The following is a 15,554-nucleotide window of genomic DNA, read 5'->3' as shown; positions in this document are numbered from 1 at the left end:
CCGCTTCACGCTCAAAACTCGACCCTGACCGCCTGCGAAGCACGGGTCGCCTTGGCGCGGGCGGCTTGCACCGACTCATCGCGCGCCAGGCACACACCCATGCGCCGGGTGCCGTTTATTTCTGGCTTGCCGAACAGGCGAATGGCGGTGTCTGGCTCGCTTAGCGCAGCGCCGAGATTGGCGAAGCTGGTCTGCTGCGATTGGCCTTCGGGCAGAATCACCGCCGAAGCCGACGGCCCGAACTGGCGCACAACTGGAATCGGCAGGCCGAGGATGGCGCGGGCGTGCAGGGCGAACTGCGACAGGTCCTGGGAAATCAGGGTGACCAGGCCCGTGTCATGCGGGCGAGGCGAGACTTCGCTGAACCATACCTGGTCGCCTTTGACGAACAATTCAACGCCAAACAGGCCGCGGCCGCCCAAGGCATCGGTCACCGCCTTGGCCACCCGCTGCGATTCAGCCAAGGCTTTCGCGCTCATTGCCTGCGGCTGCCAGGACTCTTGGTAGTCGCCCTTCTCCTGGCGGTGGCCGACGGGCTCGAGGAACGTGGTGCCGCCGACATGGCGTACGGTCAGCAGGGTGATCTCGTAGTCGAAATCGATGAAGCCCTCGATGATCACCCGGCCCTTGCCGGCGCGACCGCCTTCCTGGGCGTAATCCCACGACTGCTGAAGGTCGGCGTCGCTGCGCAGCAGGCTCTGGCCCTTGCCCGAGGAGCTCATCACCGGCTTGACCACGCACGGATAGCCGACATCGGCCACCGCCTTGGCGTAGGCCGCGAAGGTGTCGGCGAAGTGGTAGGGCGAGGTCGGCAGGTCCAGCTCTTCAGCCGCCAGGCGGCGGATGCCCTCGCGGTTCATGGTCAGCTGGGTGGCGCGAGCGGTAGGCACCACGGTGAAGCCTTCGCTCTCCAGTTCGACCAGGGTCGCGGTGGCGATGGCTTCGATTTCGGGGACGATGTAGTGCGGTTTTTCCGCTTCGATGATAGCCCGCAAGGCGACGCCATCGAGCATGTTGACCACATGACTGCGGTGCGCCACCTGCATGGCCGGGGCGTTGGCGTAGCGGTCGACGGCGATCACCTCGACGCCCAGGCGCTGCAGCTCGATCACCACTTCCTTGCCCAGCTCGCCACAGCCGCAGAGCAGCACACGGGTCGCGGTTGGCGACAATGGGGTTCCGATACGGGTCATTTCAGGTCCTCGAAGGCATCCGGGGCCACGCCAGGCACGGCATGACCCGCTGAAAAAGGACCGCTATTCTACACCATCAGCCCGCTACGGCAGCCCGCCGCGCACGAAATGCCATGGCCAGCCAGACCGCGGTGACGCCGGCGAATTTAGAGGCCATGGCGGTGCCGATTACCACCGGCGTGAGGGCGCCGATCATGCCGAAGAAGATCAACGTGTCCACCGGAATGCTCAACGCCGAGCTCAACCACAGGCGATCGCGCAATGGCCGGCGGGTGATGGTGAACACCAGCCAGTCGATCAGCTCGGAAACGAAGAAGGCCGTGGCGCTGGCCAGGGCGATGGCCGGCTCCGAGGTCACATACGAGAGCACCAGGGCCACCAGCATGGCGACCAGCGCGCCGTGACCATAACGGGTCTGCACCATGTCGCGCAGGATGAACACCAGGCCACCCCAGCACGACCAGATGATGTCCAGGTGCGGGGCGCTGGAGAAGGCGTAGTTGATCAGCACGACGCTGCTGATGTAGGCAATGAGATAGAACATGGCGAGTGATCTGTGGGCAAGCCCGTTAGATTAACGGCGAGCCCCCCAGTCGGACAAGCCCGTTCGCCACGCGGCGAGGTTCAAGCGCCGATTATCAGCCCGGCGGCCAGCGCCCGCTGATGACAGCGCTCGAGCACCTGCCGGCGCTCAGCATTGTCCATGCGTCCCCAAGCGCCGATCTCGGCCACGCTGCGCTGGCAGCCGGTGCACACGTCCTGCTCGTCCAGCGCGCAGATGCTCACGCAAGGCGAGGCTACCGGCCGCTCCCGGACAGCCTCACTCATCGTCCGCCACCAGCTCGCGGGCATAACGCTCGGCGTTGTGCACATAGTGCGCGGCACTGGCTTCGAGCATGCGCTTCTGCTGCTCGGTGAGCTCGCGCACCACCTTGCCGGGAGACCCCATCACCAGCGAGCCATCGGGGATTTCCTTGCCTTCTGGGATCAGCGCGTTGGCGCCAATGATGCAGTGCTTGCCGATGCGCGCGCCGTTGAGGATCACCGCGTTGATGCCGATCAGGCTGTAGTCGCCGACCTGGCAACCGTGCAGCATGGCGTTGTGGCCAATGGTCACGCCCCTGCCCAGGGTCAGCGGCGAGCCCATGTCGGTGTGCATGACGCTGCCGTCCTGGACGTTGCTGTCTTCACCGATGTCGATCAGCTCGTTGTCGCCGCGCAGAACGGCGCCGAACCACACACTGGCACGCGCCTGCAGGCGGACTTTGCCGATCAAGGTCGCGTTAGGTGCGGCCCAACTGGTGGCATGGCATTCGACGCGGTGGTCGCCCAGGCGGTATTTCATGGTTGCTCCTCAGGGTTCACGCAGAGGGCAGGGTCGGCCCTGCTCATTTCTCGATGTGGCGCTCAGGCGGATGATGCAGGCTGATTCGCGCGTCGTACAACAGGTTGACCAGCTCGACGATCATGATCGCCGACAGCCCCCAGATCTTGTATTCACCATAGCGGTAGCTGGGCACATACCAGCTGCGGCCCTGGTAATCGATGCGGTGGGTATGGTCGCGCGGGTCCTGGCGAAAGAATTCCAGCGGTACGCTGAAGACCGCGGCAATCTCGGCGTCATTGGCGCGGTACTCGACGAAATCCGGGATCAGCCCGACGAATGGCGTTACCTTCAGGCCATGCAGCGAAATCAACGGGCTAAGCGGGCCGATCACCTCGACCAAGCCTGGCGGCAGGCCAATTTCCTCTTCGGCTTCGCGCAGGGCGGTGAACACCAGGTCCGGGTCTTCGGGGTCGCGACGCCCTCCGGGGAACGCCACTTCGCCGCCATGGGTCGACAGGCCTTGGGCACGCAGGGTCAGGACCAGCTCGGGCGCTTCGCGACGGGTGATGGGCAAGAGTACCGCTGCCTCGGGGAACCGTCGGTCGGTTTCCAACGAAGCAGGTTGATGATTGCTCATTCGGCGAAGTAGCTCGTCCAGCATCGCGCACTCTCGTTTCCAAGGCCTGCCGTGCATGATGCACCAAAAGCTGCGCGGCACCCAAGCCCTGCGCGCTTGCGGCAAGCCTGCCGGGCACGCCAAGATAAGCTGAAACAGAGGGAAGAACAGCATGAAATTCTGCAGCGCCTGCGGCCACCCGGTCACCCAGCGAATCCCCGAAGGCGACAGCCGCCTGCGCTTTGTCTGCGAGTCTTGCCAGACCATTCATTACCAGAATCCGAACATCGTCGCCGGGGTACTGCCGACCTGGGGTAGCCAGGTGCTGCTGTGCCGCCGCGCCATCGAGCCGCGCCGTGGCTTCTGGACGCTGCCGGCAGGTTTCATGGAAAACGCCGAAACCCTGGATCAGGCCGCTCGCCGCGAGACCGTCGAAGAGGCCTGCGCCCAGGTCGGCGACATGGCCTTGTATCAGCTGTTCGACCTGCCGCACATCAACCAGGTGCACGTCTTCTTTCGCGCCGAGCTGGCCGATCGGGATTTCGCCGTCGGGGTCGAGAGCCTCGAAGTGCGCTTGTTCGAGGAGCATGAGATCCCCTGGGGCGAGCTGGCTTTTCGCACCGTCACCCGCACACTAGAATGCTACTATCGCGACCGCGTCAGGCAGCATTACCCGATAGGCCATGAGTACCTGCCGCCGATGAACGTCGCGCCCACCCCTTGAGCTTGCAGGTACTGTTTCATGCGCTGGTTGTTCGCCCTTTGCTGCCTTTGCGTCACCACGCTGACCCAAGCGGCTTTCACCGAAGTGATCATTCGCAAGCCGCAAGCGGCGGCGCCGCTCCAGTCGCAATCGCAGACGGCCATGCAGCCGCTGATCGACAAGGTGCTGGTCATCAAGTCCGAACGCCGCTTGCAGTTGATCAGCCGTGGCGAGCCGTTGAAGACCTACCGCATCTCGCTGGGCAAGCAACCCAAGGGCGCCAAGGAGCGCGAGGGCGACAAGAAGACCCCCGAAGGCTTCTACTGGCTGGACTGGCGCAAGCAGAGCGACCGGTTCAACCTGGCCATGCACATCACCTATCCGAACATCAGCGACGCTGCCCGTGCTACTCGCGAGGGCTGGAGCGCCGGCAGCATGATCATGATCCACGGCACTCCGATCGACGAAAATTACCCGGAGTGGTACTTCCATACGCTCGATTGGACCGACGGCTGCATCGCCATGCGCAACGCGGACATGCGCGAGGTGTGGAGCCTGGTGCGCGATGGCACGTTGATCGAGATTCGCCCTTGACGAGTCGCGCGAGCGACGCTGTGCTGTAAGACCTTTCATACCCAAAATACACATTTGCCCTACGCGCTGTGTAGGCCGAATCCTGCATCTAAACAGGTGGGTATTTCCCTAGCATCCATGCAATCGAGTACGTGATCCGTACGCCAATTGCCGGGGTGTTCAATGCCATGCCGTTTCGACCAGGCCTGCTGCGCGCTGCGCGCCTGTGCCCTTGCGGCGCTGCTGTGTAGCGCCAGGGCCATGGCCGACGATCCGGCCAGCCTGCAACTGCGCGACCAGCAGCAGTCGCAGCGCCAGTTCGAGCAACAGCAACGGCTACAGCGCTGGCAGCGGCCAACCACGGCCCAGCCCCACGCACAGGCCTCCGCTGCGGCGCCGGATAGCCCGTGCTGGGCGGTGTCGGGGCTGCGCGTCGCTGGCAATCGGCTGGTGAGCGATCGGGCCTTGGCGCCGCAGCTGCGCAAGTGGATGCAGCCGTGCATGGGCGTCAGCGACATCAATCGCCTGCTGCGCGGCATCACCGAGCTGTATGTCCGGGCAGGTTTGCCGACCAGCCGCCCCTATTTGCGCCAGCAGCCCCAGGATCAAGCGCCCCTGGACATCGTCATCGTCGAGGGTTTCGTCGAATCCATCGCCCTTGCCGACCCTTCGCTGCCGCTCTCGCTCGGTGGCGCGTTTCCTGGCGTGCTCGGCCAGCCGCTGTATCTTCCCAAGCTGGAACAAGGCCTGGACCAGCTCAACCGCCTGCGCGCCTATGAACTCAGCCTGGACTTGCTGCCTGGAAGTCTGCCAGGCGGCACACGGGTGCTGCTGCGACCACGCACGGTGGCCTCACGTTGGCATCTGGACAGCCGTTTCGACAACCGTGGCAGCGACTTGACCGGCCGCCACCGGATGTCCCTGAGCCTGGGCGTGGACAGCCCATTGGGCATCAATGACGATCTACGGGTATCGCTGCAATCCAGCGTGCTGTACGCACCCGGGCAAAGTCAGGGTGTCACCCTGTACTACAGCGTGCCCTACGGCGCCTGGACCTTTGCCCTAAACGCCAGCCAGCTGCGCTATCGCGCCCCCCTGCCCCACAGCCGCAAACGCAGCGATGGCCACAGCAGCTACCAGGGCCTGAGCGCCGAGCGACTGTTGTGGCGCAACCAGCAGGGCCTGCTCAGCGCCAGCCTCAGGCTCGACCGCAAGCAGTTGGTCAACCGCAGTGCCGGCGCCGTGGTCACCCAGCAGAGCCCGACCCTGACCAGCATCGAGGCCGGCCTCAACCTGCTGTGGCTCGAAGGCGGGCTCTGGAACGGCTACATCGGCGTTGCCCAGGGTGTGGATTGGTTCGCCGCCGACCAGGCGCCCCTGGGCGTGGAGCGCCTGCGTCCGGATTTTCGCAAGTACCGCGCCAACCTTCTGCACCTGCGCCAAGGGCCGGCCGAAGCCCCTTGGCGCTGGCAGAGCGAGCTGGCCCTGCAGTACAGCGAGCAACCCTTGCCTGCGGTCGAGCAGCTTCTGCTCAGTGATGATTCGACCGTGCGCGGCTACCGCCAGCGCACCTACTCCGGCGCCAATGGCGCGGCCTGGCGCAATACCTTCAGCCGGCCGCTGCCGGCGACCTGGACCGGCGCCGTGAACATCCGTCCCTACCTTGGCCTGGATCTCGGCTGGGCTCAGCTGGCCGCAGACAAACCCTCACAGCGCCTTGCCGGCGCCGCGATCGGCGTCGAACTCACCCTGCCCCAGGCCCGCCTGCGCCTGGACTACCAGCGCGCCTTGTGGTCCAGCGACCTACCCCGCACCGCCCTGGAACCCGGTTTCTGGGTGCTCGACTGCACCTTGAGCATTTGATCCACACAACAACAAAGAGAAGCGCACCATGCACAACCATTCGCCGTTGCCGGCCGTTCGCCCCGATACCTTGCGTTGGGCCATCTTCCTCGCCCTGCTTGCCCCTGCCGGTGCGTTCGCCGAGGCTGGCCTGGAGCCCGCCACCGGCCCTGCGGGCACCCCGCTGATCAACAACGACCACGGCGTGCCGGTGATCGACATCGTTCCGCCCAACGCCAGCGGGCTCTCGCACAACCAGTTCCATGACTACAACGTGGCCCAGGCCGGCGTGGTGCTCAACAACGCTTTGCACGACGGCCATTCGCAACTGGCCGGGGCGCTGGCCGCCAATCCGCAGTTCCAGGGCCAGGCGGCCTCGACCATTCTCAACGAAGTCATCAGCAGCAACGCCTCGCTGATCGCCGGCCCGCAGGAAATTTTCGGCCGCCCGGCCGACTACATTCTGGCCAACCCTAATGGCATCACGCTCAACGGCGGCAGTTTCATCAACACCACCCGGGCCGGGTTCGTGGTCGGCACGCCGGAGCTGCAGGAAGAACAGTTGCGACATTTCTCGACCCTAAGCGCCACTGGCGCCCTGCACGTGTTGCACGGCGGGCAGAGCAACGCCGCGGGCGCACTCGATCTGATCGCCCCGCAAGTGACCCAACATGGGTTGCTCAGCGCCAAGGATGACCTGAACCTGATCGCCGGGCGCAATCGCATCGCCCACGCCGACGGGCAGGTCCTCGAGCACTTGCCGGGCACGGCTTCCAGCATCGATGCCAGCCTGTTCGGCGCCATGCGGGCGGGGCGCATTCGTGTGGTCAGCACCGCCGAGGGTGCCGGGGTGCGCACCGGTGCGGTGAAGTTAAAGGCCGACGACGGCATCGCCATTCATTCGGCGGGCTCGCTGGAAATCGCAGGAGACGCGGGTGACGCCGCCGAATTGCTCAGCGACCACGGCGCCTTGCAGCTCAGCGCTGCCGACGACCTGCGCATGAGTGCCGTGCAAGGCCGGGCTGGGACCATCGAGGTCAAGGCTGGCAAGGCCTTGACCCTGGATGCCAAGACCCGGGAAAACATCGCCCACGATCGTGACAACTGGAGCAAGAAGTTCCTTTTCATTACCCGCGAAACCTACGCGCGCGACACCGCCACGACCGAGCGCCAGCAACGCGGCGTGCAACTGCAGGCCAGCGACAGCCTGGCAATGCAGTCGGGTGCCGATATGCGCCTGCGCGCCGCGGACGTGCGGGCCGGTGCCGGGCTGACCATGACCAGCGGCGGCAACCTCGACATCGTCGCGGGCGTCGACAGCGCGCACGTCAGCGAGCAGCTGCGTCACCGCAAGGACCTGTGGCGCGGCGACCGAGATACCGAACGCTATACCGAGTTCGCCCGCCCCAGCACCCTGACGGCCGAGCGCATGAACATCAGCGCCAAGGACACCCTGAACCTCGAAGGCAGCCGCTTGCACAGCGACGGCGACATGACCCTCGAGGCCCAGCAGGTGAAGGTCGGCGCGACGTCCTTGCAGCACCGCAGCGATGACACGAGCTATCGCGGCGACCTGCTCTCCGGGACCTTCTTCGGCGCCCGCAAGGGCCACGACAGCGAAGGCAACAGCCTGACCGGCAGCAGCATCAACGTCGGTGGCAAATTGGACCTCAGCGCAGACCAGGTCACCATCAGTGGCAGCACCGTGCATGGCCAGCAGGACGCCGTGCTGTACAGCAAGCAAGGCGCATTGACCATCGAGGCCGAGCACGCCAACAGCCGCACCACCGCACGCGAAAGCGACAGCAAGCTGTTCGGCCTGTTCGCGAGCAAGCGCGAGAACACCCAGGCGCAACAGCAGCTGCTGGTCAGCGACATTGCCTCGGCGAGCAACCTGCGCTTGGCCAGTGCCGAGGAGCTGCGCATCCAAGGCGCCAAGGTCGAAGCCGGCAAGCACCTGCAGGTCGAGGCCAAGGGCGATGTGTCGCTAGGCAGCGCGCAGGCTGTCACTGAACGTCTGAGCAGCGATCATCAGCGAGGCTTGACTGCCAGCGCCAAGCAGACCCAATCGGCACAAGATGGCAAGCCTGACTCGCGGCAATACGCGGCAAGCGTCGGTTATGAGGTCACGAACCAGAACGGGCAGGTCCGCGAGACCACGCACACCGCCGGCGTGCTCAAAGGCGCTACGGTGGCGCTCGCCAGCCAAGCGCACCTGCGCATCGACGGTTCCAAGGTTGAGGCCAGCGCTGGCGATCTGGCGCTCAAGGGCCAGCAGGTGACCCTGGGCGCGACGCGCAACGAACGCGAGGCAGTCACTCGTACCAGCCAGAGTGGCGGCGGCCTGACCGTGACCGGCGGTATCGATCGGCTGGGCAGCCTGTTCGAGGGCCATCACAACAGTACCCAGCTGACCGAGCGTGACAGCAGCGTCCAGCGCAGCGAAGTGCAGGCCAGTGGCAACCTGACGATCGACACCGATGCGTTGCTGACCGAAGCGGCGCGTGTCAACGCAGGCGAGGCTTTGCAGGTCAATGCCAAACGCATCGAGAACCGCGCGGTGCAGGACACCCACGAGCGCGAAGAAGTCCGCAGCGATTGGTCCGCCAGCCTTGGCGCCAGCGTCGAATACCGCGACGTGACCCGGCCGATCGAACGGCTGGTCATGGGCGAAGAAGCGGCCCGCTTCCAGCAGGCGGCGCCCGAAGATGCCATGGTCGCGCCCAGCGTCGGCGCCGACATGACGGTCGAACACTTAAAGCGCCTGGAAAACCAACGCCGCGGTATTGCCCAAGTCAGCGAACTGGGTGGTGCGCAGGTGCACGTGCAGGCCAGCAGCATCGACGACCAGGGCACCGCGTGGCGGGCCAATGCCGGCACGTTGCAGATCGCAGCCGACCAGCACAGCATGCGCGCCGCCGAGAATACTCAGGGCCATGGCATCGACCGCTTGGCCTTCGCTGGCGATCTGCGCGTCGACACCAGCACGGGCAGTGACGTCAACGTGCGCGCCACCGGCAAAGGCGGCTCGCTGGATCAGCGAACGGCCAGCAGCACCGCAGTGCCCGGCAGTCTGTATGGCCAACAGGGGATCCAGATCCAATTGGGCAGCGATGGCCGCTATGAAGGCACCCGCTTCGATGGCGGTGCCGGGGACGTGGTGGTGCACAGTGGCGGGACCCTCTCGTTGTCTCAGGCCAATGACAGCACCGAGCGACAAGCCAGCCAGCTCGACGGCAACGCCTGGGCCAAGGTCGGCAACCGCCCTGCCGGCACCGGGCTGGACGGTCGAGGCTACCTGGATCAGGAGAAGCAGCAGGCCGCGCAACAGAGCGCCCAGGTCGCGCAAATCGATGCCAAGGGCGACGTACGCCTGAGCAGCGTCGGCGACCTGGTGCTCGAAGGCACACGCATTGGCAGCCGGGAAGCCCAGGTAGGCGATATCGCGCTGCACAGCCAAGCCCGTGTGCAGGTCCTGGCTGCCAGCAACAGCCAGACGGCCTCCGGCAGCAAACTGGGCGGTGGCCTTGAGCTGTCGGCCAAGCTGGGCGAGACCAAAGGTGGCGCACTAGGCGGCCATTTCACCCACGGCAAGCAGGACGAAGCAGCGCGACAAGCGGTCGATGCTCTGTTCGACAGCCGCGCCACGCTGACCGTCAGCAGCGCTGCCCGCGACGACATCGCCGTCCACCTGCAAGGCCTGCAGGCGTCGGCCGAGCGTATCGAGCTCGACGCCGGCGCCGGTGGCATGTTGATCGAGGGCTCGTCGGGTCAGCAGCGGGTCGACAACCTGGAGATCAGTGCCGGCGCAGGCTTCGACATGGCCAAAGGCGGCACCGACACGCGCGGCCTGCATGCCCGGGCCAAGGTCGATCTGGACAAGCGCGACAACCTCACCTGGAACAACAGCACCCTGCGCGCCGACGACATCGCCTTGCAGAGCCTGGGCGATACCCGTATCGAGGCGGCGAATCTTGAAGCCGGGCGCATCACTGGCGCCATCGATGGTGATCTGCGCGTCGCCAGCCGCAAGGACAATGTCAACACGGTGACCGTTGCAGGCGATGCGCGGCTGAGTCACGAGCGTAACCCGCAGGGCTATATCAATGCTGCCGCCGCGGTAGCCGGGCCGTTGGGCGGCAAGGTCAAGGAAAAGGCCGGCTCAGCCTTGGGCAAGGCCGACCCGGGGTTCTCACCGACCTTGGAGCTTGAGGTCTCGCACCAGGTGCGCGATAGCGTCGCCCAGCAGACACTGCTCAAGGCCAGTGATGGCATTGCCCTGAGCGTCGGCGGCGAGGCGCATCTGGTTGGCGCGCGCTTGCAATCGGCCCAGGGCACGGTGGCACTGGACGCCGCCGCCACCCGCCGGGAAACCCTGAGCGGCACGGATTATCGCCGTGATGTTTCGGTCGATGGCTCGAACTCGCTGGTCGACCTGGGCAGCGCCATTGCCGACATTGCCAAAGGCAAAGGCGCGGCCAGTGGCGAAAATGCCCTCGACCTTGGCTTGCTGCGCACCAGCGGGCATAACCGCAGTGAGCAGTGGGCTTCGAGTGTGCAAGGCCGGGGGGAGTAAACGCGCGCGCACCCGTCCGACCAGCGCTACTACCGCGCGTGGCCCCGCGCTCGACATCGAGCGATCGCGGGACGCGCGCGGCATTGAGATTCAAGGTCTGCAGGGCCATTCACAATAATGCCAAATGAACGTCACATTTCAGCCCTATGGTTGCGGCTCTTCTACTCAGCATTCCAAGGACACCCTGATGAGTCGAGACACTGGCGATAACCTGGACCGCAACCACAGCGGCAACCTGCCGATGACCAGCGTGATGGATGCCTACCTGAGTCGCCGGAGCATGCTGCGCGGCAGCTTGGGCGCCGCCATCGCCATGATCGCTGCAAGCGGTCTGGGCGGCTGCCTGGACAGCAGCGCCGCCGCCTCTGAGTCGCCCTCAGGACCATCGCCTCACACGCCCAAGCAGACGAAGCTGGCCTTGGATTTCACCTCCATCCCCGGCTCGCGAACCGACGCCTGCGTCGTCGCCGCAGGCTACAGCGCGTATGTACTGGCGCCATGGGGTACGCCCTTGAACAGCGCCGCCAGCCCTTGGCAAGCCGACGGCAGCAACAGCGCCACCGACCAGGCCAACGCCATGGGCATGCACCACGACGGCATGCACTTTTTCCCTATCGAAGGGAGCTCCGAGGATGGCCTGCTGGCCATCAACTTCGAGTACATCGATCAGGCCGCCCTGCACCCCAATGGCCCGACGCGGGATGCCAACGGCAAGCGACCCGCCGAAGAAGTGCGCAAGGAGATCAACGCCCATGGCGCTGGCGTGGTGCGGTTGCGCAAGGTCGATGGCCGTTGGCAAGTGGTCGACAACGACCCGCTCAACCGCCGTTTCACCAGCGCTTCGCGCATGGCGCTAAGTGGGCCGCTGCGCGGTACCGATCACGTCAGAACGCGCTATTCAGCCGACGGCACCCACTGCCGCGGCACCAACAACAACTGTGGCAACGGCTTCACCCCATGGGGCACTTACCTGACCTGCGAAGAGAACTGGCCCGGCATCTTCGTCAACAAGGGTTCGCGCCCCGATGACCAGCGGCGCATCGGCGTCGGCAACTCCAGCGGCCAATTCGGCTGGGAAAGCGCAGCCGGTGACAGCACCGAAGTGGCCGATGAGTTCGCCCGTTTCGATGTGACGGCCCACGCTGCCAGCGCCACCGACGACTATCGCAACGAGGCCAGCACGTACGGTTACATCGTCGAGATCGACCCCTACGACAGCAGCACCCTGGCGACCAAGCGCACGGCGCTGGGACGCATGCGCCACGAAGGCTGCTGCCCAGGCCTGGCAGTGCCGGGCAAGCCGCTGGTGTGGTACATGGGCGATGACTCGAACAACGAATACCTCTACAAATGGGTGTCCGAAGCCGTGTGGGACAGCGCCGATGCTCACCCGGCCGACCGCCTGCAGACCGGGGCCAAGTACCTGGACCATGGCAACTTGTATGTGGCCCGCTTTGACGCCGACGGCAGCGGCGCATGGCTGCTGCTCGACGTCGACAGTGTGACCACTGGCGGCGGCACGCTGGGCGAGCTGTACGGCGATCTGCCAGGCATCATCCTCAACACCCGCGGGGCGGCCGATGCCGTGGGCGCTACCCCCATGGATCGCCCAGAATGGACTGCCGTCAACCCACTCAATGGCGATGCCTACCTCACCTTGACCAACAACAGCGTGCGCACGCCCCACCAGGTCGATGCCGCCAACCCACGCGGGCCGAACCGTCATGGCCATATCATTCGCTGGCACGACAGCGACGATCAGTTGAGCTTGCGCTGGGACATCTTCGTGTTCGGAGCCAATGCTGGCGCGACGGCCGACATCAATCGCTCGGGGCTGACCGAGTTGAACCAGTTCGCCAGCCCCGACGGCATGCGCTTCGATAGCCGGGGCGTGTTGTGGTTTGAAACCGACAACAGCGAACCAAGCGTCGCTGACTATACCAACGATCAACTGCTGGCCGTGATTCCAACCGACCTCGTCGATGCGCGCGGTAATCCGCTGCCGCTGAATGCGCACAATCAGACAGCGTTACGCCGCTTCTTCGTCGGCCCGAATGGCTGCGAAGTGACCGGGATCACCTTCACGCCCGACAACCGGACCCTGTTCGTGAACATCCAGCATCCGGCCAACTGGCCCGCAACCGATCGTGCTACCGATGCCGCGCCCGCAGGGGTGACGCTGCGACCGCGCGCCGCGACGGTGGTCATCCAGCGTGATGACGGCGGTGCAATCGGCACCGGTTGATCGACGACATAGCGCGCCGGGGGCGCTTTCACCACGGCAGGAAGGCATCCCGGATGCCTGCCAGCAGACGCACTGATCATGCTGTTGTTTCGTCCAACATCAGTGGAGTAACAGCATGCCCCTCTCTCTCGACGCGCTGGTGCAAGCGTCTGTTCGATGCAGCCACCCCAGTGATCAACTAGCTGCTTTTGCAAAGCGCCACGACGCACCGTTTTTCCAAAACGTGCTGCGTGCCATTTATGGCCCATCCCCTTCCGCCGACTACCTGAAATTGCACGCCGAATTGTGTGCCGATACGGCCGGCAGCCCAACCTATCAGATCCTCAACGCAATGGACGATATCGCGCGCTACGATGGCGATACGCAGACTATCCAAATCAGCGCAGCTGCTGTCGAACAAGCGCAGAGCCAAGCGTCCGCCACCCTCACGCTACTGCTCGCGCTATTGAAATGTTATGCCCGTCATATTGCCTACCTTGCCAATGCGCAGCTCGATGAAAGCCGTTGGCCAGAAGCCTGCGAAAACTATGTCGGCACAATGGCGCTGTTCGACCGCCTGACCAACACCGGCACGGTGATCGCTGTGATCGAAGTCCAAGGTGCGTCGCACACCATCACGCTTGAACTACCGACTCCCGCTCACGTCGCGGTCGATCAGGAGAAGCCATGATGTTTTCGGCAGGACGAGGCAATGGCGCTGCAAACTCCTATGGGCATGAATCGATCGAAAAAGCGTTGAGCAGTGCGGGCTTTACCGAAGAACAGCGCAAAGCCATCTATTTTGGCAACTGGCTACGTGATTACTCGCAACTGATCGATCCGAAGATAGTGCGCGCCGTAGACGCGCCCAAGAACTTTCCGAGCAAACTATCCCGGGCCTCGTTGACCGCGTTGGTAGATTTGCTCGCCCTGAAGGAGTTCAACAGCCTTCAGGAAACACCGGAAGGCCGCAGCGCCTATACCGTCAGCGAAGAGATGTTGGGCGTCTATCGCCCCTCGGAGCATATCGACAATCCGCTGACGTTGGATGCAAGTGTCGATCCGACCTCGATCGATCCCAGCTTCGAGCCCATCGTCGGGCCCGAGCATGCCACGATGGCGCTGGACTATGAGCCATCCACTTACCGCTATTGCGCCAGTGCCCAGGCTTTCATGTATCGGAAGCTGATCGATGCCGCCCATGCTGGGCCGACACCCGAGGGCATGCGCACGTTTGGCGAGGGGCTGCATGTGTTGGAAGATCTATTCGCCCACTCCAATTTCGCCGAGCTCAGCCTACGCAAGATTGGCCACAGTAATGTGCTGGTGTGGACCAAGGAGAAAGACTGCCTGCACAAGGTGCCTTTGGTCACCGGCCTCTTCGCCGGGACCGATGTGCTGGCCAGCGTGCTCGAACCTGTTGGCAAGTTTCTGTTCCCTGCCGAGGGCTTTGCCTTCAAGCCTGTTAAGCCAGGCGAGCGCAGCGATGCCGAGCGCATGTTGTTGATCCTGCTCAAGGAGCATGAGAATACAGACTGGCTGAGTGCGCTTGAAGGATATTTGGCACTTCGCGACGACGCCGCTGCACGGCCGTGGTACACCGCCATCAGCCTGGCCAATCACTACACCAACCTTCCGCTCAAAGCAGTGAGCCATCTAGTGGACTTGGTCTTCCAGCAACTGCTGAAATGGGCAGGCGATCAGGTTGATGATCTGCAATTGCTGTTGGGTAAAGACCCCAACTTCGACGACGACGTACATCCGACGCACTCGCAGTTGGCCAAGGACCACGACACTCACCCGTTCCATGAGTTGTCGGCCTACTTGTCGCAATATGCGGTCGAGCAAGTGGGTCGCGCGATGTACGCGTACTGGCAGGGCGACACCAGCCGCGACCCGGCGACTTTGGCCAAGAGCTTTTTCATCCATCCCGCAGCGTCTGATTGGCAGGACGATATCGTGCAGGCATGGGCGATGACCAACGCGCACAACATCGAGGCGGGAAGTTCGAGTGGAAGTTTGGCCGAGCGCCGCCAGACCTACATCGACGCCGCTAAAAAACGACTCAAGGAGATGGACAAATCTGATTCGCCCTCCTTGACCCAACAGCATGAAGCGCTGAGAAACTTGCTACCGTTTGGCTGAATTCCAGGCGCAGCACACGTCACCAGGCAACTGTCGAGTTCAGATAGCGTGCAAACGCCACACCTCGTAGGCCGGCGTTTCATACGGGTGACTGCATTTGAGCGCAGCGACGACCTGAGCGATCAGGTCGTCGGCTACTACCAGCTCAACCTTCCATTCTTCGACTCGCTCGACCTGACCGGCCTGCCCGAGAAACGGCTGACTGCCGTCCAGCGGGCGGAACTGGCCCTGGCCAAGGGTCTGCCAAGCACAGTGATCGTAGCCGCCGATACGCCCACCACCCGCGGCGAATACGGCGGCCTTGACCACTTCGACATGGCTGGCCGGAACGAAGAAGGCGAGCTTGTACACGCGA

13 protein-coding genes are annotated in these 15,554 nt (G+C 64.2%); 7 read left to right on the top strand and 6 right to left on the bottom strand.

The annotated features are described in order from the left end of the window. Window positions 1-11 precede the first annotated feature (11 nt). The 5 genes from purT to ACLEJW_RS01880 all read right to left on the bottom strand — a co-directional run bounded on the left by purT (window position 12) and on the right by ACLEJW_RS01880 (window position 3,181). The gene (gene purT, locus ACLEJW_RS01900; protein ID WP_440776910.1) at window positions 12-1,193 is read right to left on the bottom strand and encodes a formate-dependent phosphoribosylglycinamide formyltransferase; all 1,182 of its coding nucleotides are present in this window, start codon (window positions 1,191-1,193) and stop codon (window positions 12-14) included. 76 nt (window positions 1,194-1,269) lie between these two features. Further along, the gene (locus tag ACLEJW_RS01895) at window positions 1,270-1,737 is read right to left on the bottom strand and encodes a VUT family protein (RefSeq protein WP_313298380.1); all 468 of its coding nucleotides are present in this window, start codon (window positions 1,735-1,737) and stop codon (window positions 1,270-1,272) included. Window positions 1,738-1,817: 80 nt separating this feature from the next. Continuing rightward, on the bottom strand, window positions 1,818-2,021 hold the full coding sequence (locus ACLEJW_RS01890; protein ID WP_313298383.1) for a DUF1289 domain-containing protein: 204 nt from the start codon (window positions 2,019-2,021) through the stop codon (window positions 1,818-1,820). Then, on the bottom strand, window positions 2,014-2,538 hold the full coding sequence (locus ACLEJW_RS01885; RefSeq protein ID WP_145185473.1) for a gamma carbonic anhydrase family protein: 525 nt from the start codon (window positions 2,536-2,538) through the stop codon (window positions 2,014-2,016). Before ACLEJW_RS01885 ends, ACLEJW_RS01890 begins: the two co-directional genes overlap by 8 nt. A gap of 43 nt (window positions 2,539-2,581) precedes the next feature. Then, a complete protein-coding gene (locus tag ACLEJW_RS01880; RefSeq protein ID WP_440776909.1) occupies window positions 2,582-3,181 on the bottom strand; it encodes a CoA pyrophosphatase in 600 nt (199 codons plus the stop codon). 127 nt (window positions 3,182-3,308) lie between these two features. On the opposite strand from ACLEJW_RS01880, the gene ACLEJW_RS01875 reads away from it, so the two are divergent. From ACLEJW_RS01875 to ACLEJW_RS01845, 7 genes are all read left to right on the top strand, one after another. Further along, a complete protein-coding gene (locus ACLEJW_RS01875; RefSeq protein WP_440776908.1) occupies window positions 3,309-3,860 on the top strand; it encodes an NUDIX hydrolase in 552 nt (183 codons plus the stop codon). A gap of 18 nt (window positions 3,861-3,878) precedes the next feature. After that, the gene (locus ACLEJW_RS01870) at window positions 3,879-4,433 is read left to right on the top strand and encodes a L,D-transpeptidase family protein (protein ID WP_313298391.1); all 555 of its coding nucleotides are present in this window, start codon (window positions 3,879-3,881) and stop codon (window positions 4,431-4,433) included. A gap of 162 nt (window positions 4,434-4,595) precedes the next feature. Beyond that, window positions 4,596-6,275 carry a ShlB/FhaC/HecB family hemolysin secretion/activation protein gene (locus ACLEJW_RS01865; protein ID WP_440776907.1) on the top strand — a complete coding sequence of 560 codons (1,680 nt, stop codon included), beginning with the start codon at window positions 4,596-4,598 and terminating at the stop codon, window positions 6,273-6,275. 28 nt (window positions 6,276-6,303) lie between these two features. Continuing rightward, window positions 6,304-10,830: a hemagglutinin repeat-containing protein gene (locus ACLEJW_RS01860; RefSeq protein ID WP_440776906.1), complete on the top strand. Its 4,527-nt coding sequence runs from the start codon at window positions 6,304-6,306 to the stop codon at window positions 10,828-10,830. A 187-nt stretch (window positions 10,831-11,017) separates the two neighbouring features. Further along, complete coding sequence (locus ACLEJW_RS01855; protein ID WP_440776905.1) at window positions 11,018-13,075, top strand: PhoX family protein; 2,058 nt, start codon at window positions 11,018-11,020, stop codon at window positions 13,073-13,075. Window positions 13,076-13,190: 115 nt separating this feature from the next. Further along, window positions 13,191-13,745 carry a hypothetical protein gene (locus tag ACLEJW_RS01850; protein ID WP_313298403.1) on the top strand — a complete coding sequence of 185 codons (555 nt, stop codon included), beginning with the start codon at window positions 13,191-13,193 and terminating at the stop codon, window positions 13,743-13,745. Continuing rightward, window positions 13,742-15,199 (top strand): HET-C-related protein, encoded by a 1,458-nt coding sequence (locus ACLEJW_RS01845; RefSeq protein WP_440776904.1) that lies wholly within the window; start codon window positions 13,742-13,744, stop codon window positions 15,197-15,199. Before ACLEJW_RS01850 ends, ACLEJW_RS01845 begins: the two co-directional genes overlap by 4 nt. 39 nt (window positions 15,200-15,238) lie before the next feature. Here ACLEJW_RS01845 and ACLEJW_RS01840 read toward each other — a convergent pair whose 3' ends face one another. After that, entirely contained in the window at window positions 15,239-15,550 is a 312-nt protein-coding gene (locus ACLEJW_RS01840) for a YqfO family protein (protein ID WP_313298409.1), read from the bottom strand. Window positions 15,551-15,554 lie beyond the last annotated feature (4 nt).

Source organism: Pseudomonas sp. SMSB3, assembly GCF_052041965.1.
GTDB lineage: Bacteria > Pseudomonadota > Gammaproteobacteria > Pseudomonadales > Pseudomonadaceae > Aquipseudomonas.
The sequence above is the reverse complement of the archived record's forward strand: the minus strand, read 5'-3'. Positions and strand labels throughout refer to the sequence as shown.